A 16,449-nucleotide genomic window follows, 5' to 3' on the forward strand; every position below is an offset into this window, starting at 1 on the left:
ACGCTCAACGTAAAACGACCGACGCAGAAAGGAACGAAGCCCATGTATGTTCACGACGCAATCACCCATAGCAGGCTTTCGGACTTATTCGACATGGCCGAAGAACGGATACTTTCGCGCGGCTGCTATTCCCCCGACGCGGTGGAGCAAGTGCTTTTTGACCGATACATGGAATTCGTGTCGGCGTATTTGTCGGGCTGCAATCAGTATCTTGTGACCGAAGAACGCTGCGCGGGCGAAAGCTTCATTTACGAACTGTGCCAATGGGTAGGGGCGAAGACGCTTCTTCGGCATAGCTACAATATGGCCGAACAACTCATGTCGCAGCCGTGGTTCTACTTCCCCAACTTTGAACACATGGCGACCGCGAAATACCTGGACTTGTTGAACACCGTAGACGACGTGGAGCGGTTGCGGTTTTCCGGCTTGGTCTTGTTCGCCGTGGCGCATATTCCCGGTGCCCGAAGCGACATGCGCCGCGCTCTACGTCGTAGGGGCATTGACGGGGGTGAACGGTATGTGCCGACGCTTGTAGCCGACGAAACCATGTCGCAACGCATTCGAGCCGTGAAGGGCTTGCCACCTGTGGGCAAAGGGCGCAAGCGTGTTCGCAAAACGAAATTGAAGCCATTGGCGGAGTGATTATCCGCCGTGGTGCATTGTAACGACTCAGTATTTATCGGTCGCGTTCATTCTACTAACTTTTGACTCATAGAATTGCCCCGAAGACCGGTTTTCGCGGTCCCGACTGGACCCCCTGAAATTTTCTTTTGTCTCTGTTTGTCTGCATCTGTCGGCCCCCCGAAATCGCCGTTGACCGTTCGAAATTGACCCGGCTTAGCTGGCGATAAGACGCCCATAACGGGCCGGAATTGACGGGTTCAGGCAATGGAAAATGCAGCACCTACAGCGGCATGGGGCAACACCCCCCACCCCCAAGAAGGGAAAGCCCGTCGTGTGCGCGTGAAGCTGGATAGCGTGACCGACGCCCGCAAGGAAATGGCGAAGCTATACCGCGAAGCCCGCGCCGGGAAAATCGACGTGCAGGACGCAAGCCGCTTGGCAAACATCCTCATGCTTATCGGTCGCATGATTGAAGGAAGCGACTTTGAGCGCCGCTTAGAAGCCCTTGAAGCGGGGGAACGGTAATGGCCCGCCCCGCAATTGCCGCACGCCTGAAACGGCTGGAAACCCGCAACCGACCGCCCGCACGGGTCCGGTCTTCCGTCGCGCGGTTCACGCCCGAAGGCAAGCTTATCGGCACCATGCCGAAGGGGCCGTGCATGATCGTGACCGAACACGGGTCCGACGACGAATGGCAGGCCGCGCTATTGGCGCAGCAAGCCCGACTTATCAACGAAGCAAGCGAAACAATCGCAGAAGAAGAAGGAATTAGGCACAATGCGTAGCGTCATGGGAAGCCCCGCAATCGGGCACGCAGAAGGGAATAGCGTTCATCTTGTCCCGTCGCGGGCAAACACGATCCAGAACTTGCGCACGAATACTTGGCTGCGCATCAAGCTTGGCGACCCGGAGAAGCTTCCGAGCGTGAAGAACGACCTTGAAGCCCTGTTTTCCAAGGTCACGGCGACGACCGAAAAGGCGCAGAAGCTTGCGGGCGACCGAACGCGCAACAAGGCGCAACAGCACATGGCCGCGCACGAACTTGCCGTGCAGCTTTCCAGCGACCTGCGGCGGCACGCCCAAATCTTCGGGAAGAAGGCCAGCGAACTCAAAGACGACGGGCAGGCCGTCGCCGACGAAATCTTGGGGCCGCGCGATAACTATGGCTATCTGCAATCCGAAATCCGGGGCTGGATCAGGGACCAAATCAAGACCCCGGAAGGGATGCAGAAGGTATCCAACGCCTACAAGGTGGATTTGCAAGTCGCATCTACCATCTATTCGTCGCCGTCGTTTCTCATGGATATGACCGACCAACTGCATTCGACCATGCGCCTTAAGGCCGTCGAACTTTTCGCGCCGTCGGGCTTCAAGCTGTTGAATGAAGGCGTCGAACTTGCCGACAAGGTGCAGAACTACGAACGCGTCGTAGGCGACGTTCATTCGTCGTATTACTCGCACGAAGTCGTTGAAGCGGCGCAGGCAAGCCGGGTCGAAGTGTAAGCCATGACCGCCGCAGCCGACATAGGAGCCATTCGGGATTGGCTGGACGCGTCGTCGCCCGCACGCGTTCGTGCCCCCATGGGCGGCGAATGGATATGGCCCGCGCCCTTCGCCGCGCTGTTGCCGGTTGACCCCGACGCGCCCGCAGGTCCGCAGGTTGACCTATCCGACCTATCCGAAGGGGGCATGGTGTTCGTGTGCCCGCAGGGCCAGCTTTCGGCCCCCTTCGCTGACGACCGGCTGTCGCGGGCGGTTGCGGGCCTGCCGTCGCTTGTGGAGCGGGTGCGGCACCTTTTCGGGCACCGGCTAGGGGTGGAGCTGCCCGACGTGCTGACGCTGGCCCTGTCGTCACCCTCACAGAGCGTCGTGGACGTTCTGACCGGGGAAGGACTAGGCGACCTTGATCTTGCCGCCGTGGCGGTCTTGGCGGTGCCCCTGTGGGCACTACCCGTTGTCGACCGGCCCACCGTCGCGGCCCTGTGCAGGCACCCATGATCCTCTGAAATTACTGGTCACGAGATTTGAAACGAAGTGGTGCCGCATATTCTGCATCGAAGATTTCATGTGCTCGTTTCAAAACCATCGCAACAGTCAGGAGAAAGTGCGAGTAGAGTAGCACAAGTCCAGCCGCTTCAATTCGGGCCGGTATGGGCGTGGCGACAAAAACTAAGAATATCGTAACGGAAACGCAAGATATCAAAATGAGGTAGGATATGTTGGCATTTACCTCACGAAGCAGTACGCGAGCGTTTTCCGCAAACTTTTCATCATCCGAGTCAAGTACCTTGTCGCCAGTTGACTTGCGGTCTGATCTAAAGACGCCATACATTGCCACTTGAACACTAAATAAAAGCGCTGAAAAAATCGCAAAAACTGAGATAGACGCAGAGTAAACTTCGTTCGTGAAGTAAAGGCAGAAGTGCCAGCTTGCAATCGCGCCCAAAATCGGAATACCAAAAAAAACCAAGATGTCGGATCGGCTAGTCTTTTCGCTACCCACATTTTTAAGCGTTGCAATGTGTGCCAAAATTATTCTAGTCAAGCCAATTTTCATTATCTCATTCCGTATTGTTCGCGGAAGCTTTCAATAATATGAGTAGTGACTTGACTTACGGAAGCAAGCGTTGGATGCTGATCTTGTCCGAGAGTTACTTCGTCTGAAATGTCAATTACTCCGGCGTTATTGGACGGGCCGACTATACCAACTTTCATGTACGATCCGCCGATGGAAACCATAGCACTAGCTTCATCGAATTGGATTCCGTCAAACACGAAGGCGGCACCTCCTTGGGCTTGACGAATTTCCGGCGCTACATCAGAAAATAAACCGAACCGACCGTTCCGCCGAACTGAAAATGACAGTTCAACGTTAAGTTCCTCGGGAGGTAGGTTCCGCAGAATTTCCGCGCGATCTTTTGGTACGCGTTTTTTTGACAAGATTAGTTTTTTTACCGGCGCATGACGATAGACTTCATCGTTGGCAGGCATGACTTTGCGCGACGTTAAGCGAACATGTTGAAAGCGGTTATTAAATTCTGAATTAAGTTCGCCAAGGACTTGACTAACGCAAGACCTTTCACGAAAGGACTGTAGTGCTGCGAAGCCAAAGTTGCCTTGGTCGGGAACCCAAAACTGATAATACAGCGGAATTTCTTCCACGTCGCGTGCGTCGCGATCATACAGGGTAGCATTGTTCGTAGGGTCTACAATGGTCGAACTATAACCAAAGGTGCCGTAGTAGACTAGGCCGTGACGTGCCCGACCTTGATCGGGCTGAGGGTCTAATCGCCAGCTTCTTTCTATGTTATTGTTCTGATGTGTAGTGCGCTTTCCGGCTACGAATTGTGGTAGGAATGAATGGAGTTCAGAGCCGACACCTTGCTGCGCAAACGGAATTTGTTGCTGGTTGTCAGTCCGGTGGAGCACCAACTGATAAACGTAAAGTCCAATCTTGCTCATTCCAACCTCATCCGTCGTACCTTTTCGCGCGGCTAATGAGTGGCAACGTATTTTGGAATACAACCTTGAGCAATAGTCGCGAAGCGTAGGTTTGCGCTTTTGCGAACTGTTGCATGGGTCAGCGCTAGTTGAGCGCGGGCTTCTACTGGCTAACTATCGAGAGTACAGAGTTAGTAGATTTAGCTACTTGCCAAATTTCCAAATGAAATCAAAGGCAAGTGGCGGAGAGACAGGGATTCGAACCCTGGGAACCCGTGAAGGCTCAACGGTTTTCGAGACCGCCCCGTTCGACCACTCCGGCACCTCTCCGCGGGGGTCTGGGGGGTCCGTTTAGTCGCCTTTTCCAGCAGTGGCAAGAGGGGTTTTGCGCATCAATTGAAAGTTTGGGGATTTTCATTGCGCCGAGGCTGGTAGAGCCTAAGTTCACAGGCAGATTTCTGCGAAAGGACCGCCCATGTTTCGCCAAAACCGAATGATTGCAGCCCCCTTTGTCATGGCGTTGATGCTGCTTGTCGCGCTTGCCCAGCCGCTGCGGGCGGCGGATCGCGGCGCGTTGGAGCGGTTTTTGGAGGTGACCGGCTTTGACGTGGCGTTGGAGAGCATCCGCCTGTCCGCCGATTCCGCGCCTGAGATGTTGGGGCTGCAAAGCGAGGATTTCGGCTCAGAGTGGTCGCGGCTGGTGCGCGATGTCTTTGACACCGAGTTGATGCACGACATGGCGATGGATATCCTTGCCGAGACGCTCAGCGATGACCTGTTGGGTCATGCCGCCGGGTTCTATGCCTCCGATCTAGGCCAGCGTTTGGTGGCGGTCGAAAACAAAGCTCATATGGCTGAGGATGATGGGCTGAAGGCCGAAAGCGGTGCCGCCATCATCGCGGGGCTCGAGCGGATCGGCTCCCCCCGGTTGGAGACCCTGCGGCGCTTGAACGTGGCCAGCGATGTCGAGGAAATTTCGATCCGGGCCATTCAAGAGGTGCAGATTCGCTTCCTTCTGGCCGCTGCGGCGGCCGGGGTGATCGAATTGCAGATGGAAGAGCCGGACCTGCGCGAGGCGATGCGGGCGCAGGCGGATGAGCTGGGCGCGCAGATCGCCGCTAACGCATTGGCCAACGCCGCCTATACCTACCAATCCTTCTCGGACGAAGACCTTGCCGCCTATGCCGAGGCGTTGGAGCATCCCAAGATGCAGCAGGTCTATACGCTGATGAACGCCGTTCAATATGAGATCATGGCCAACCGGTTCGAGGCCGTGGCCGCGCGCCTTGCGGCCATGCAGCCCAGTCAGGACATCTGATGCGGGCTTGGGTTTTCGCGCCGCTTTTGTGGCTTCTGGCGCTGCCCGCTTGGGCCGATGCGCGGATGACTGTGCTGGTTGATCTGTTGGAGCTTCGCCAAGCGGCGGTGATCCTCGGCAACGAAGGGCAGGCCCATGCGGAGGTGCTGAACCAAGACATGCTGGGCGGGCAGGGCGGCCCAGCCTGGCAGATGCAGGTCGAAAGCATCCACGATCCCGAGCGTATGGTCGAAATGGTCCGCCGCGCCTTGGAAGAGACGATGACGGCGGAGGAGGTCGAAAAGACGATCGTCTTCTATTCCACCGAACTGGGGCGCCGGATCGTCGGGTTGGAGAATGCCGCCCGCGCCGCCATCGCCGAGCCTGAAGTCGAGCAGATTGCGCGGGCAAACTATGGGGTGCTGGCGGGAGACGGTGATCCCCGGGTGACTTTGATCCGCCGGTTGATCGACGCTTCCGATATGATCGACCGCAATGTTGGCACGGCACTCAACAGCAATTTCCAATTCCTCTGCGGCATGCGCGATGGCGGCGCGCTGGAGGACAGTGACGAAGACCTCTTGGCCGATGTTGGCGCCGATCTGGATGCGGTGACCGAAGACACCTCCGTCTGGTTGCACGCCTATATGCTGCTGGCCTATCACCCCTTGAGCAACGCCGAAATCGCGCAATATGCGGCCTTTGCCGAGACACCGGCGGGCCGGGCGCTCAATCGCGGACTTTTCGACGGATTCGGTCGGGCCTATGAGGATATCTCTTACGGGCTGGGGCGCGCATTGGCGCTGAACATGGTGGCCGAAAGCCTCTGACAGGCCCAAGGGGCAGGGCCAAGAAAACCTACTTGACTTGCCCCGCCATTCCGAAGATAAGCCCGCATCCCGGCGGGTAATCCGTTTTCGGGATTGTTTTTTAATGACGCCCCATGGGCGCGCTGTTCGAGGCGGATCGGCCGGAAAGCCATCCACAAACTCCCAAGCGGGGGCCACAGAACGCGGATGACAGAAAAGGAAGACGCATGTTTGCGGTCATCAAGACAGGCGGCAAGCAATACAAGGTTCAAGCAGGCGATATGCTGCGCGTTGAACGTATTGCGGCCAATGCTGGCGAAACGGTCCAGTTCAACGAAGTTCTGATGCTGGGCGGCGACAGCCCCGTGCTCGGCGCGCCTACGGTCAAAGACGCAGGCGTTCAGGCCGAAGTCGTCGATCAGATCAAAGGCGAAAAGGTCATCAACTTCGTCAAGCGCCGCCGGAAGCACTCTTCCAAGCGCACCAAGGGTCACCGTCAGAAGCTGACGCTGGTCAAGATCACCGACATCCTCGCCTCCGGCGCAGAGAAGTCGGGCGTATCCGAAGCTGTCGGCACCGGTTCCGTAAGCGCCGCTGCCGTGGCTGCCATCACCGGCAAGACCGATGAGGCTGCGCAGATCAAGAAGGCCAAGAAGGCGAAAGCCACCAAGGCCGCTCCGAAAGCCGAGAAAGCCGACCAGATGTCGGAAGTCGGCGCGGACGACCTGAAGGCGCTGAGCGGCGTTGGCCCCGCACTTGAGAAAAAGCTGCACGAAGCGGGCATCACCTCCTTCGCTCAAATCGCAGCATGGACCGAAGCGGATATCGCTGAAGTTGACGAGAAACTGTCTTTCAAAGGCCGTATCCAGCGTGAAGGCTGGGTCGAACAGGCCAAAGAAAAGACCAAAGGCTAAGGAGAGACCGAGATGGCACATAAAAAAGCAGGCGGTTCATCCCGTAACGGGCGCGACTCAGCTGGTCGTCGCCTTGGCGTGAAAAAATACGGCGGCGAAGCCGTCATCCCCGGCAACATCATCGTGCGTCAGCGCGGCACCAAGTTTTGGCCTGCCGAAGGCGTTGGCATGGGCAAGGATCACACGATCTTTGCAACCGTCGACGGCGCTGTGACCTTCCACAAGGGTCTGAAAAACCGCACGTTCATTTCGGTTCTGCCACGCGCGGAGGCCGCTGAATAAGCCGTACCCCAAAGGGTTTGAAAAAATCAGGGATCGGCGATAACGCCGGTCCCTTTTTCTTTTTCGGAAAGACCCCCGATGTTTTTGTTTTCCAGTTCAGGGCCCATTGGCCTGCCGGGCCGTTTCTCCGCTCTTTGCGGACCGCGGCTGAATTTTGATAAAGTCGTTACATTCGGCAGGGAGGAATATGTCGAATGTGTCAACGCCTCGGCGCGCGGGTTACGCGCGATCGGGGCAGGGGCGGCCCGTCTGGCCAAAGGCCCCCAATCCAGTCTGTTCGGAGGAGGAACATGACGATGCAGTTGGAAGCGATTGTGAACCAACCCCTTATTGAGACAGAGCGGTTTGACCTGCGCCCGGTGCGCCGGTCCGACATGGGCATGATTGAGATGTATGCCAGCGACCCGCGGGTCGCCAATGCCACATCCTCGATCCCGCATCCGCTGCCGCCCGGCAGTGTCGAGGCCTATGTCACCCGCGCCATGTCCGATGACCGTGAAGAAGACGTCTGGGTCATGGACGGTACCCGCGCGGATAGTTCCGAAGTGATGGGCGTGATCTCCCTAACCCGGCTGGATCGCAACCAATCCGAAATCGGCTATTGGGTGGCACCGGCGTTCTGGAACACGCATCTTGCCTCTGACGCGGTGCAGGCTTTGGTAAACGCCAACCCCTTGGGCAATGACGCGCTTTTTGCCTCTGTTTTCCATGACAACCCGGCGTCGGCCAAGGTGCTGACCAATGCGGGTTTTGTCTATCTCGGCGACGCGGAAACCTATTGCTTGGCCCGCGATGCTGCCGTACCCACATGGACCTATAGCCGCAAGCTGTAGCTCCGTTTCCCGTGCCTGAAAGGCAAGACCATGAAGTTTCTCGATCTGTGCAAAGTCTACATCCGATCCGGCGCCGGGGGCGGCGGCTGTGTGTCGTTCCGGCGTGAGAAATACATCGAATATGGTGGCCCGGATGGCGGCGATGGCGGTACCGGCGGCTCGGTCTGGGCCGAGGCGGTCGATGGGCTGAACACGCTGATCGACTTTCGCTATCAGCAACACTTCTTTGCCAAGAACGGCCAGCCCGGCATGGGCAAGCAGCGCACCGGTAAGGACGGTGAGGATATCATCCTGCGGGTGCCCGTGGGCACGGAGATCCTTGATGAGGATCAGGAGACCGTCATCGCCGACCTGACTGAGCTTGGCCAGCGCGTGCAGCTCGCGCGCGGCGGTAATGGCGGCTGGGGCAACCTGCATTTCAAATCCGCGACCAACCAGGCCCCCCGCCGCTCGAACCCCGGGCAGGAAGGGGTGGAGAGGACGCTTTGGCTGCGGCTCAAGCTGATCGCCGACGTCGGCTTGCTTGGCCTGCCGAACGCGGGCAAGTCGACCTTCCTTGCGAGCACGTCGAACGCGCGGCCCAAGATTGCCGATTACCCATTCACCACGTTGCACCCAAACCTTGGCGTGGTCGGTGTCGATAACACTGAATTCGTCGTGGCGGACATTCCCGGCCTCATCGAAGGCGCCTCCGAAGGGCGGGGTCTGGGCGATCTTTTCCTTGGCCACGTCGAGCGTTGCGCGGTGTTGTTGCACCTCATCGATGGCACCTCCGAAACCGTGGCGGAGGATTACCACACCATCATTGGAGAGCTGGAAGCCTATGGCGGCGATCTGGCAGAAAAGCCGCGTGTCACTGTGTTGAATAAAGTTGATGCATTGGATGAGGAAGAGCGCGCAAGCCGTTTGAAAGAACTGGAAAAAGCTTCCGGCGGAAACGTGATGATGATGTCCAGTGTGGCTGGCGAAGGCGTGACGGAAGTATTGCGCACCCTGCGCCAGAATATCGACGAAGACCGCCTGCGTTTCCGCAGCACCGAGGAAGAGACACCTTGGCAACCCTAAGCACCGCCCGCCGCGTCGTCATCAAGATCGGCTCCGCCCTTCTGGTAGACCGCGATAGCGGCAATCTGCGCCGGGACTGGCTGACTGGATTGGCGCAAGATGTCTTGTGGCTCAAGGGCTTAGGCTGCGATGTTGTGCTGGTATCCTCGGGCTCCATCGCGCTTGGCCGGGGTGTTCTGGGCCTTCCGCCGACCGTCTTGGCGCTGGAACAGGCGCAGGCCGCCGCGGCGGTGGGGCAAATCCGCCTTGCCCGGGCCTATGAAGAGGTGCTGGCCCCCCATGGGATCACCACGGCGCAGGTGCTGGTAACGTTGGAAGACAGCGCCAACCGCCGGCGCTACCTCAACAGCCGCGCGACCTTGGAGCAGCTGCTCTCGCTCGGCGTCGTGCCCATCGTGAATGAAAATGACACGATCGCGACCGATGAAATCCGCTTTGGCGACAATGACCGGCTCGCCGCGCAGATTGCGGTGACGGTGGGGGCGGATCAGTTGATTTTGCTCTCCGATGTGGATGGGTTCTACAGTGCCAACCCCTCACAGGACCCGACCGCGAAACGCTATGATGTGATCGATAGCATCACGCCCGAGATTGAGGCGATGGCCGGTGATGCCGGGTCGGGCCTGTCCAAAGGTGGCATGAAAACCAAGCTGATGGCCGCCCGCACGGCGACAACGGCGGGCTGTGCGATGGCGATCACCGATGGGTTCGTCATGCGCCCGCTCACCGCGCTCGAAGGTGGTGCGAATGCCACTTGGTTCAGCGCGCAGAGCGATCCACAGGCCGCGCGCAAGCGCTGGATTGCCGCGATGAAGCCGCGCGGGGCGGTGACCTTGGACGCCGGAGCCGTGGCGGCATTGGCGCGGGGCACATCCCTCTTGCCGGCCGGGGTGACCGCCGTTGAGGGGCGTTTTGAACGGGGCGATAGCATCGCCATGTATGACCCCGCCGGTCATGCGGTGGGCCATGGTCTCAGCCGCTATTCGGCGGGGGAGATCGGGCAGATCAAAGGCCACAAGAGCGCGGAGATCGAGGCGCTTTTGGGTTATCCCGGGCGGGCGGCTTTGATCCATCGGGACGATATGGCGCTTTAGGCGAAGGTGAAGATAGGGGCATAAGGCTATGAACGAAATCGAGAATATCTCTGAGCTGATGGCCGATATCGGCGCCCGCGCCCGTGCAGCGGCAGCGCAACTGGCAACCGCCACAGCCGAGCGCAAACACGCCGCCCTGATCAGCGCTGCTGATGCGGTCTGGAAAAACCGGGCCGAGATCATTGCCGCCAATGAGCAAGACCTCGCCTTTGGCCGCGACAAGGGGCTGTCGGATGCCATGATGGACCGGCTGATGCTGAACGAAGAGCGCATTCGCGGCATGGTCGACGGGCTGCGGTCGGTCGCGGAACAGCTCGATCCGGTGGGCGAGGTGATCGCTGAATGGGACCAGCCCTCGGGCCTTAACATCCAGCGCGTGCGCACGCCGCTTGGCGTGATCGGCGTGATCTATGAATCGCGCCCTAATGTGACGGCGGATGCGGGCGCGCTTTGTCTCAAAGCGGGCAATGCGGTGATCCTGCGCGGCGGATCGGAAAGCTTTCATTCATCGCGCGCCATTCACGCCTGCCTGCAACAGGGGTTGCGGGATGCAGGCATGCCGGAAGACGCGGTGCAATTGGTGCCGACGCGCGACCGGGCGGCGGTGCGTGAGATGCTGACGATGACCGATACCATCGACGTGATCGTGCCGCGCGGCGGCAAGGGGCTTGTCGGCTTGGTCCAGCGTGAGGCGCGGGTGCCGGTCTTTGCCCATCTGGAAGGCATCGTGCACATCTATATCGACGCCGAGGCGGACCCCGAAAAAGCCTTGAAGGTCGTGCTGAACGCCAAGACACGGCGGACGGGCATTTGCGGCGCGGCGGAATGTCTTTTGATCCATGAGGACGTCGCCAAGACCATTGGCAATGGCGTGATCCGGGCGCTGATCGACGCGGGCGTCGAAGTGCGCGCCGATACGGCCTTGCAGGATGTCCCCGGCACGGTCCCGGCCAGCGATGCGGATTGGGGGCGAGAATACCTCGATATGATCGTCGCGGCGCGGGTCGTCCCCGATCTGGACGCTGCGATATCGCATATTCGCGAGTATGGATCGGGGCATACCGATTGCATCCTGACCGAGAATGCGGAGACCGCCGCGGCGTTCTTTAACGGGCTGGATTCGGCGATCCTGATGCACAATGCCTCGACCCAATTTGCGGATGGGGGAGAGTTCGGCATGGGCGCAGAGATCGGCATCGCCACGGGTAAACTTCACGCCCGCGGCCCCGTTGGCGCGGCGCAGTTGACGAGTTTCAAATACCTCGTGCGTGGCGAGGGGACCGTGCGCGGCTGACCGTCAGAAAGACAGGGTCAGTGCCGTATCGCTGCTGTCGAGCGTGATTTCTTTCGCCTGTGCTTCGGCCAGAATTGGCAATAGAGCGAATTGAACCTGCGCAGGCTGTAGCGGCTGGTCCGGCCCGGGCTGTGTCAGCAGCGCCCAAAGTTCAGGGTCTATCGCGATTTTGTCAGCCTCGGCCAGTAGGGACCAATGGCCTGCCTCTTCGGCGATGGTGATCCGGCCGCCGTGGTGCAGGGCCGTTTCGATACAGAGCAGCGCGAGGAAGGCCATCCGCACGCAGTTGCGCGATTGGGGGCTTGTGATCTGCCAATCAACCTCAACCCGCGAGGCGGCATAGAGATCACGTAGGATCGAAGTCACCTCGTTCTGGCCCATGGTCTGATCGCCCGCGGCCCCAAAGGCGATGCGGAAAAAGCGGATCCGGGCCGAAGCGCTTTCGACGCTTTGACCGATCAAGGCAAGCTCAGGCCCCGGGGCGGCCCCGGTGCCCGCCATCTGAAGCAGTTCAAGCCCGTTGTTGATGGCCCCGATTGGCGATATCAAGTCGTGGCAAATGCGGCTGCCGATCAGGGTGGGCAGGTCAATGTTAAGCTGGCCCATAGTGGCCCCTCGGAATGATTGGAAATGGTATGGATGATCTGAACGCGCTGCTGACGCCGGGCATGTTGGTGATGCATCCGCAGCATCCCGAATGGGGCACGGGACAGGTGCAAAGCAATATCGGCGGCAAAGTGACGGTCAACTTTCGTGACCAAGGCAAAGTGGTCATAGACAGCTTTCGTTTGGAATTAATGCCGGTCTTTGATGAGGGATGACCCTTTCCAAATCCTTAATGGTGGAAGGAAATTTTCTTCAAGCAACCATAGGGAGAGTAACCGATTTCCGCTTTCCCCGCAACTGTTGCGCCCGCGCAGCCGATTGCCTATCAGGCAGAGACTTTCATTTCGGGCATAGGATTGGCCGATGCCACGGGGCGTAGCAGCAGATTTTCAGGTCAGATTGGCGCAGACGGAGGCCGATGTGCAGGCGGCACAGCGGCTGCGGTACGACGTTTTCGTGCGCGAGTTGGGCGGCGGTGGGCCGATGGTCGATCATGCCACCGGCTTGGAGCGGGACCGGTTCGATCCCTACTTTGACCATCTGCTTTTGACCGACCGGCGCAGCGGTAAATTGGCGGGCGTCTACCGGGTGATGCGGAGCGATATGGCCGCACGGGCAGGGGGCTTCTATTCGGCGGCGGAATATGATCTGGCGCCGCTTGTCCAGTCGGGGCGTAAGCTGTTGGAATTGGGGCGCTCTTGCCTTGACCCCGCCTATCGCGGTGGCACGGCGATGCACCACCTTTGGGCCGCGCTTGCAGGCTATGTTGCCGAACATGAGATCGAGGTTCTTTTCGGCGTGGCGAGCTTTCACGGCACCGACACCGCGGCTCTGGCAGAGCCGCTTTCGCTTTTGCACCATCGGCATTTGGCGCCGCCCGAACTGCGGGTCCGCGCGCGTGATTACGCGCCCATGGACCTGATTCCTGAGCCCGAGTTGGACCGGCGCAAGGCCATGCTGGCGGTGCCGAGCCTGATCAAAGCCTACCTTCGGCTGGGCGGCACCGTGGGCGAGGGGGCCTATATCGACCGCGCCTTCAACACCACGGATGTTTGCTTGATCCTTGATACGAAACAGATGAGCGCGCGGCAGATGCGGTTCTATAACGGGAGCGCTGCATGAGCACGACTTGGGACAGTGACCAGCCGCCGCCAGAGCGGCGTTTGACGCTTGCAGGGATGCTGCGCGTCATGCTCCGCGGCGCGGTCTTGGCTATTTTGGTTTTCGGCGGGTTACTGGTCTTGCTGCTGCTGCGCTTGATCGAGCGGCCGATTTTTGGCCTGCATCGGCCCATCACCCCCCATATCACGCAGATGGTATGCCGCGCGTCGTTCTGGGTGCTGGGCATGCGCTTTATCCGCCGCGGCACCCCGATGGAAGGGCGCGGCGCGGTGGTGGCCAACCATACCTCATGGCTTGATATTTTCGCGCTGAACGCGGCCAAACGGATCTATTTCGTCTCCAAATCCGAGGTAGCGGGCTGGCCCGGCATCGGCTGGCTGGCGCGGGCGACGGGCACCGTCTTTATTCGCCGCGACCGGGCCGAGGCGCGCAACCAGACGGAAGTTTTTCGGACCCGCCTCTTGGCCGGGCATAAGCTGCTGTTTTTCCCCGAGGGGACCAGCACCGACGGGCTACAAGTGCTCCCCTTCAAGACCACGCTGTTCGAGGCCTTCTTTGACCCTTCCTTGCAGGACGAGATCGCGGTGCAGCCGGTCAGCGTGGTCTACCACGCGCCGCAGGGTGAAGATCCGCGGTTCTATGGCTGGTGGGGGGATATGTCCTTTGGCGCGCATCTGCTAACGACGCTGGCCGCGGCTCGGCAGGGCGCGGTCGAGGTGCTCTATCATCCGCCGGTGCCGGTGGCGGAATTCACCGGGCGCAAGGCGCTGGCGCAACGCTGCGAAGCGATCGTGCGCGCGGGGCATGCCCAGACAGGTGCTAATGGCGGGTCGGGCCTGCAATAAGCCCCTTGCGCTGCGCCGCGCGCTGGCCTATATGCGCCCCACTTGAACCCGCAGTCGGGGTTGGGCCTTTTGGGGAGAAATCCCAGATCGTCCGCCGGTTGGCAGCATGAGGCTGTCATACCCCCGATGAGGCTAAACCGGAAAGGTATAAAGACATGGCTCTTCCTGAGTTCTCCATGCGCCAACTGCTCGAAGCAGGCGTACACTTTGGTCACCAGACACAGCGCTGGAACCCCCGCATGGGCCCGTATATCTACGGCGCGCGCAACGGCATCCACATCATGGACCTCACACAGACCGTCCCCATGCTGGACGAAGCGCTGAAAGTGATCCGTGACACCGTCGCCAAGGGCGGCAGCGTTCTCTTCGTCGGCACCAAGCGTCAGGCTGCACAGCCGATCGCCGACGCCGCAGAGAAATGCGCACAGTATTACATGAACCACCGTTGGCTCGGCGGTACGCTGACCAACTGGCAGACCGTTTCGCAGTCGATCAACCGTCTGAAAAACATCGACGAACAGTCCGAGCGTGGCTTCGAAGGCCTGACCAAGAAAGAGCGTCTTGGCATGGAACGCGACCAAGCGAAGCTTGAAGCGTCGCTGGGTGGTATCCGCGAAATGGGCGGCCGTCCTGACCTGCTCTTCGTCATCGACGTGAAGAAAGAGTCGCTGGCCATCGCAGAAGCCAACAAGCTGGGCATCCCGGTTGTGGCCGTGGTTGATACCAACTGCTCGCCCGACGGTGTTGATTACATCATCCCCGGCAACGACGACGCGGCCCGCGCCATCGCGCTCTACTGTGATCTGGCATCGCGCGCTGCTCTCGACGGCATGTCGGCTCAGCTGGGTGCGGCAGGCGTTGATCTGGGCGCCATGGAAGAAGCCCCCGAGGAAGAAGCCGTGAGCGAAGAAAGCACCGGCGTCGAAATCGGCAACGCGTCCGAAGAGACTCTGCACGACGATGCCATGGGCAAAGACGCGCCGCTGGACATCGAATCCAAGAAAGAGACCGTCGCCAAAGCCGAAGGCTAAGCGTCACGGACCTGAAACACGGGGCAGGGTAACCTGCCCCGATTTCCACCAGAGGCGGGCCTTGGGCCTGCACCCGATTTCCAAAGGAGAACCAAGAGATGGCAATCACAGCATCCATGGTCAAGGAACTGCGCGACAGCACCGGCGCAGGCATGATGGACGCCAAGAAGGCACTGACAGAAAACGACGGCGACATGGAAGCCGCTGTCGACTGGCTGCGCACCAAAGGTCTGGCCAAAGCGGCGAAGAAATCCGGCCGTACCGCTGCCGAAGGTCTCGTGGCCGTTAAGGTTGAGGGCGGTCGCGGTGTCGCCGTTGAAGTGAACTCCGAAACCGACTTCGTCGGCAAGAACGCCGAATTCCAATCCATGGTCAGCAGCATCGCCGATGCCGCGCTGAAAGTGGACGATGTCGAAGCGCTAAAAGCGGCTGAGATCGACGGCAAAACCGTTGAAACCACCCTGACAGACGCCATCGCCAAAATCGGCGAGAACATGTCTCTGCGCCGCATGCAGAGCATCGAAGGCGAGACTGTCGTCTCCTACGTCCACAACGCCGCCGCACCCGGCATGGGCAAAATCGGCGTTCTGGTTGCCATGACCGGTGGCAACGAGGAACTGGGCAAGCAGATCGCGATGCACATCGCCGCTGTGAACCCCGCGTCGCTCTCCGAAGCTGATCTGGACCCGGCCGTGGTCGAGAAGGAAAAGCAGGTTCAGATGGACATCGCCCGCGAAAGCGGCAAGCCCGAAGCCGTGATCGAAAAAATGATCACTGGCCGCATGCAGAAGTACATGTCCGAAGTGACACTGGTGAACCAGTCCTTCGTCGTGAACCCTGACCTGACTGTTGGCAAGGCCGCTGAAGAAGCGGGTGCGACCATCACCGGTTTCGTGCGTCTGGAAGTTGGCGAAGGCATCGAAGTCGTCAAAGAAGACTTCGCAGCGGAAGTGGCGAAAGCCGCAAAAGGCTAAGCCTTCTCGACCTGATGGATATGGGGCGGTGCATTCCGATGCGCCGCCCTTTTTCGTGGGCAATCACCGATAGCGACGCCAATTAAAACGACGGCTCGAAGCATCAGGGCGGGTTCTGGATGGGGCAGGGGAAGGATCCGGTCAGCCAGGCGAAAAATAAACCTGACTGAGACCGGCGAGCCAAAAAGCGCCTTGGTATTACAAGGATTTAGGGCCCG

General features: G+C 59.6%; 21 protein-coding genes and 1 tRNA gene. 18 read left to right on the plus strand and 4 right to left on the minus strand.

Annotation, left to right across the window (positions count from 1 at the left end; all coding sequences use genetic code 11):
* Positions 1-42 precede the first annotated feature (42 nt).
* From ACGYLX_RS04890 to ACGYLX_RS04910, 5 genes are all read left to right on the plus strand, one after another.
* Positions 43-642: a hypothetical protein gene (locus ACGYLX_RS04890; protein WP_394447652.1), complete on the plus strand. Its 600-nt coding sequence runs from the start codon at positions 43-45 to the stop codon at positions 640-642.
* Positions 643-888: 246 nt separating this feature from the next.
* Positions 889-1,149: a hypothetical protein gene (locus ACGYLX_RS04895; RefSeq protein ID WP_218451106.1), complete on the plus strand. Its 261-nt coding sequence runs from the start codon at positions 889-891 to the stop codon at positions 1,147-1,149.
* Positions 1,149-1,409 (plus strand): hypothetical protein, encoded by a 261-nt coding sequence (locus ACGYLX_RS04900; RefSeq protein ID WP_394447653.1) that lies wholly within the window; start codon positions 1,149-1,151, stop codon positions 1,407-1,409. The genes ACGYLX_RS04895 and ACGYLX_RS04900 overlap by 1 nt, the downstream gene beginning before the upstream one ends.
* On the plus strand, positions 1,402-2,127 hold the full coding sequence (locus tag ACGYLX_RS04905; RefSeq protein WP_394447655.1) for a hypothetical protein: 726 nt from the start codon (positions 1,402-1,404) through the stop codon (positions 2,125-2,127). The genes ACGYLX_RS04900 and ACGYLX_RS04905 overlap by 8 nt, the downstream gene beginning before the upstream one ends.
* A 3-nt stretch (positions 2,128-2,130) precedes the next feature.
* Positions 2,131-2,622: a hypothetical protein gene (locus ACGYLX_RS04910; protein ID WP_394447656.1), complete on the plus strand. Its 492-nt coding sequence runs from the start codon at positions 2,131-2,133 to the stop codon at positions 2,620-2,622.
* A 10-nt stretch (positions 2,623-2,632) separates the two neighbouring features.
* Here ACGYLX_RS04910 and ACGYLX_RS04915 read toward each other — a convergent pair whose 3' ends face one another.
* From ACGYLX_RS04915 to ACGYLX_RS04925, 3 genes are all read right to left on the minus strand, one after another.
* Entirely contained in the window at positions 2,633-3,181 is a 549-nt protein-coding gene (locus tag ACGYLX_RS04915; protein WP_394447657.1) for a hypothetical protein, read from the minus strand.
* Entirely contained in the window at positions 3,181-4,086 is a 906-nt protein-coding gene (locus ACGYLX_RS04920; RefSeq protein ID WP_394447659.1) for a hypothetical protein, read from the minus strand. The genes ACGYLX_RS04915 and ACGYLX_RS04920 overlap by 1 nt, the downstream gene beginning before the upstream one ends.
* A 219-nt stretch (positions 4,087-4,305) precedes the next feature.
* Positions 4,306-4,395 (minus strand) — tRNA-Ser (locus ACGYLX_RS04925).
* Positions 4,396-4,540: 145 nt separating this feature from the next.
* Here ACGYLX_RS04925 and ACGYLX_RS04930 point away from each other — a divergent pair.
* The 8 genes from ACGYLX_RS04930 to ACGYLX_RS04965 all read left to right on the plus strand — a co-directional run bounded on the left by ACGYLX_RS04930 (position 4,541) and on the right by ACGYLX_RS04965 (position 11,653).
* Complete coding sequence (locus ACGYLX_RS04930; RefSeq protein ID WP_394447661.1) at positions 4,541-5,383, plus strand: DUF2059 domain-containing protein; 843 nt, start codon at positions 4,541-4,543, stop codon at positions 5,381-5,383.
* Entirely contained in the window at positions 5,383-6,192 is an 810-nt protein-coding gene (locus ACGYLX_RS04935) for a DUF2059 domain-containing protein (protein ID WP_394447663.1), read from the plus strand. Before ACGYLX_RS04930 ends, ACGYLX_RS04935 begins: the two co-directional genes overlap by 1 nt.
* A gap of 206 nt (positions 6,193-6,398) precedes the next feature.
* Complete coding sequence (locus tag ACGYLX_RS04940; RefSeq protein WP_394447664.1) at positions 6,399-7,085, plus strand: 50S ribosomal protein L21; 687 nt, start codon at positions 6,399-6,401, stop codon at positions 7,083-7,085.
* A 12-nt stretch (positions 7,086-7,097) separates the two neighbouring features.
* Positions 7,098-7,367, plus strand: a complete 270-nt coding sequence (gene rpmA, locus ACGYLX_RS04945; protein ID WP_067262095.1) for a 50S ribosomal protein L27 — start codon at positions 7,098-7,100, stop codon at positions 7,365-7,367.
* 296 nt (positions 7,368-7,663) lie between these two features.
* Complete coding sequence (locus tag ACGYLX_RS04950) at positions 7,664-8,200, plus strand: GNAT family N-acetyltransferase (protein ID WP_067262104.1); 537 nt, start codon at positions 7,664-7,666, stop codon at positions 8,198-8,200.
* Positions 8,201-8,230: 30 nt separating this feature from the next.
* Positions 8,231-9,265, plus strand: a complete 1,035-nt coding sequence (gene obgE / locus ACGYLX_RS04955) for a GTPase ObgE (RefSeq protein ID WP_394407730.1) — start codon at positions 8,231-8,233, stop codon at positions 9,263-9,265.
* Positions 9,253-10,359 (plus strand): glutamate 5-kinase, encoded by a 1,107-nt coding sequence (proB, locus tag ACGYLX_RS04960; RefSeq protein ID WP_394447666.1) that lies wholly within the window; start codon positions 9,253-9,255, stop codon positions 10,357-10,359. Before obgE ends, proB begins: the two co-directional genes overlap by 13 nt.
* Before the next feature lie 28 nt (positions 10,360-10,387).
* Complete coding sequence (locus tag ACGYLX_RS04965; protein ID WP_394447668.1) at positions 10,388-11,653, plus strand: glutamate-5-semialdehyde dehydrogenase; 1,266 nt, start codon at positions 10,388-10,390, stop codon at positions 11,651-11,653.
* Positions 11,654-11,656: 3 nt separating this feature from the next.
* On the opposite strand, the gene ACGYLX_RS04970 is transcribed toward ACGYLX_RS04965, so the two are convergent.
* Positions 11,657-12,259, minus strand: coding sequence for a histidine phosphotransferase family protein (locus ACGYLX_RS04970; RefSeq protein ID WP_394447670.1), 603 nt, complete (start codon positions 12,257-12,259; stop codon positions 11,657-11,659).
* 29 nt (positions 12,260-12,288) lie between these two features.
* On the opposite strand from ACGYLX_RS04970, the gene ACGYLX_RS04975 reads away from it, so the two are divergent.
* The 5 genes from ACGYLX_RS04975 to tsf all read left to right on the plus strand — a co-directional run bounded on the left by ACGYLX_RS04975 (position 12,289) and on the right by tsf (position 16,231).
* Positions 12,289-12,474 carry a DUF3553 domain-containing protein gene (locus ACGYLX_RS04975; RefSeq protein WP_067262087.1) on the plus strand — a complete coding sequence of 62 codons (186 nt, stop codon included), beginning with the start codon at positions 12,289-12,291 and terminating at the stop codon, positions 12,472-12,474.
* 148 nt (positions 12,475-12,622) lie between these two features.
* On the plus strand, positions 12,623-13,381 hold the full coding sequence (locus ACGYLX_RS04980; RefSeq protein WP_394447672.1) for a GNAT family N-acetyltransferase: 759 nt from the start codon (positions 12,623-12,625) through the stop codon (positions 13,379-13,381).
* Complete coding sequence (locus ACGYLX_RS04985) at positions 13,378-14,226, plus strand: lysophospholipid acyltransferase family protein (protein WP_394447674.1); 849 nt, start codon at positions 13,378-13,380, stop codon at positions 14,224-14,226. Before ACGYLX_RS04980 ends, ACGYLX_RS04985 begins: the two co-directional genes overlap by 4 nt.
* Positions 14,227-14,381: 155 nt before the next feature.
* A complete protein-coding gene (rpsB, locus tag ACGYLX_RS04990; RefSeq protein ID WP_067262080.1) occupies positions 14,382-15,257 on the plus strand; it encodes a 30S ribosomal protein S2 in 876 nt (291 codons plus the stop codon).
* A 98-nt stretch (positions 15,258-15,355) separates the two neighbouring features.
* Positions 15,356-16,231 (plus strand): translation elongation factor Ts, encoded by an 876-nt coding sequence (tsf, locus tag ACGYLX_RS04995; RefSeq protein WP_394447676.1) that lies wholly within the window; start codon positions 15,356-15,358, stop codon positions 16,229-16,231.
* The last annotated feature ends 218 nt before the right edge of the window (positions 16,232-16,449 follow it).

It is taken from the genome of Sulfitobacter sp. 1A13496 (genome assembly GCF_043557225.1).
Taxonomy (GTDB): domain Bacteria; phylum Pseudomonadota; class Alphaproteobacteria; order Rhodobacterales; family Rhodobacteraceae; genus Sulfitobacter; species Sulfitobacter faviae.

Excerpts from the sequence above, each read along its gene's own strand:
- rpsB (WP_067262080.1), top strand. The coding sequence starts at position 14,382 with ATGGCTCTTCCTGAGTTCTCCATGCGCCAACTGCTCGAAGCAGGCGTA.
- ACGYLX_RS04935 (WP_394447663.1), top strand. The coding sequence starts at position 5,383 with ATGCGGGCTTGGGTTTTCGCGCCGCTTTTGTGGCTTCTGGCGCTGCCC.
- ACGYLX_RS04905 (WP_394447655.1), top strand. The coding sequence starts at position 1,402 with ATGCGTAGCGTCATGGGAAGCCCCGCAATCGGGCACGCAGAAGGGAAT.
- ACGYLX_RS04985 (WP_394447674.1), top strand. The coding sequence starts at position 13,378 with ATGAGCACGACTTGGGACAGTGACCAGCCGCCGCCAGAGCGGCGTTTG.
- rpmA (WP_067262095.1), top strand. The coding sequence starts at position 7,098 with ATGGCACATAAAAAAGCAGGCGGTTCATCCCGTAACGGGCGCGACTCA.
- ACGYLX_RS04915 (WP_394447657.1), bottom strand. The coding sequence starts at position 3,181 with ATGAAAATTGGCTTGACTAGAATAATTTTGGCACACATTGCAACGCTT.
- ACGYLX_RS04950 (WP_067262104.1), top strand. The coding sequence starts at position 7,664 with ATGCAGTTGGAAGCGATTGTGAACCAACCCCTTATTGAGACAGAGCGG.
- obgE (WP_394407730.1), top strand. The coding sequence starts at position 8,231 with ATGAAGTTTCTCGATCTGTGCAAAGTCTACATCCGATCCGGCGCCGGG.
- ACGYLX_RS04920 (WP_394447659.1), bottom strand. The coding sequence starts at position 4,086 with ATGAGCAAGATTGGACTTTACGTTTATCAGTTGGTGCTCCACCGGACT.
- ACGYLX_RS04980 (WP_394447672.1), top strand. The coding sequence starts at position 12,623 with ATGCCACGGGGCGTAGCAGCAGATTTTCAGGTCAGATTGGCGCAGACG.
- ACGYLX_RS04900 (WP_394447653.1), top strand. The coding sequence starts at position 1,149 with ATGGCCCGCCCCGCAATTGCCGCACGCCTGAAACGGCTGGAAACCCGC.
- ACGYLX_RS04940 (WP_394447664.1), top strand. The coding sequence starts at position 6,399 with ATGTTTGCGGTCATCAAGACAGGCGGCAAGCAATACAAGGTTCAAGCA.
- ACGYLX_RS04890 (WP_394447652.1), top strand. The coding sequence starts at position 43 with ATGTATGTTCACGACGCAATCACCCATAGCAGGCTTTCGGACTTATTC.
- ACGYLX_RS04975 (WP_067262087.1), top strand. The coding sequence starts at position 12,289 with ATGGATGATCTGAACGCGCTGCTGACGCCGGGCATGTTGGTGATGCAT.
- ACGYLX_RS04895 (WP_218451106.1), top strand. The coding sequence starts at position 889 with ATGGAAAATGCAGCACCTACAGCGGCATGGGGCAACACCCCCCACCCC.
- ACGYLX_RS04965 (WP_394447668.1), top strand. The coding sequence starts at position 10,388 with ATGAACGAAATCGAGAATATCTCTGAGCTGATGGCCGATATCGGCGCC.
- ACGYLX_RS04970 (WP_394447670.1), bottom strand. The coding sequence starts at position 12,259 with ATGGGCCAGCTTAACATTGACCTGCCCACCCTGATCGGCAGCCGCATT.
- tsf (WP_394447676.1), top strand. The coding sequence starts at position 15,356 with ATGGCAATCACAGCATCCATGGTCAAGGAACTGCGCGACAGCACCGGC.
- ACGYLX_RS04930 (WP_394447661.1), top strand. The coding sequence starts at position 4,541 with ATGTTTCGCCAAAACCGAATGATTGCAGCCCCCTTTGTCATGGCGTTG.
- ACGYLX_RS04910 (WP_394447656.1), top strand. The coding sequence starts at position 2,131 with ATGACCGCCGCAGCCGACATAGGAGCCATTCGGGATTGGCTGGACGCG.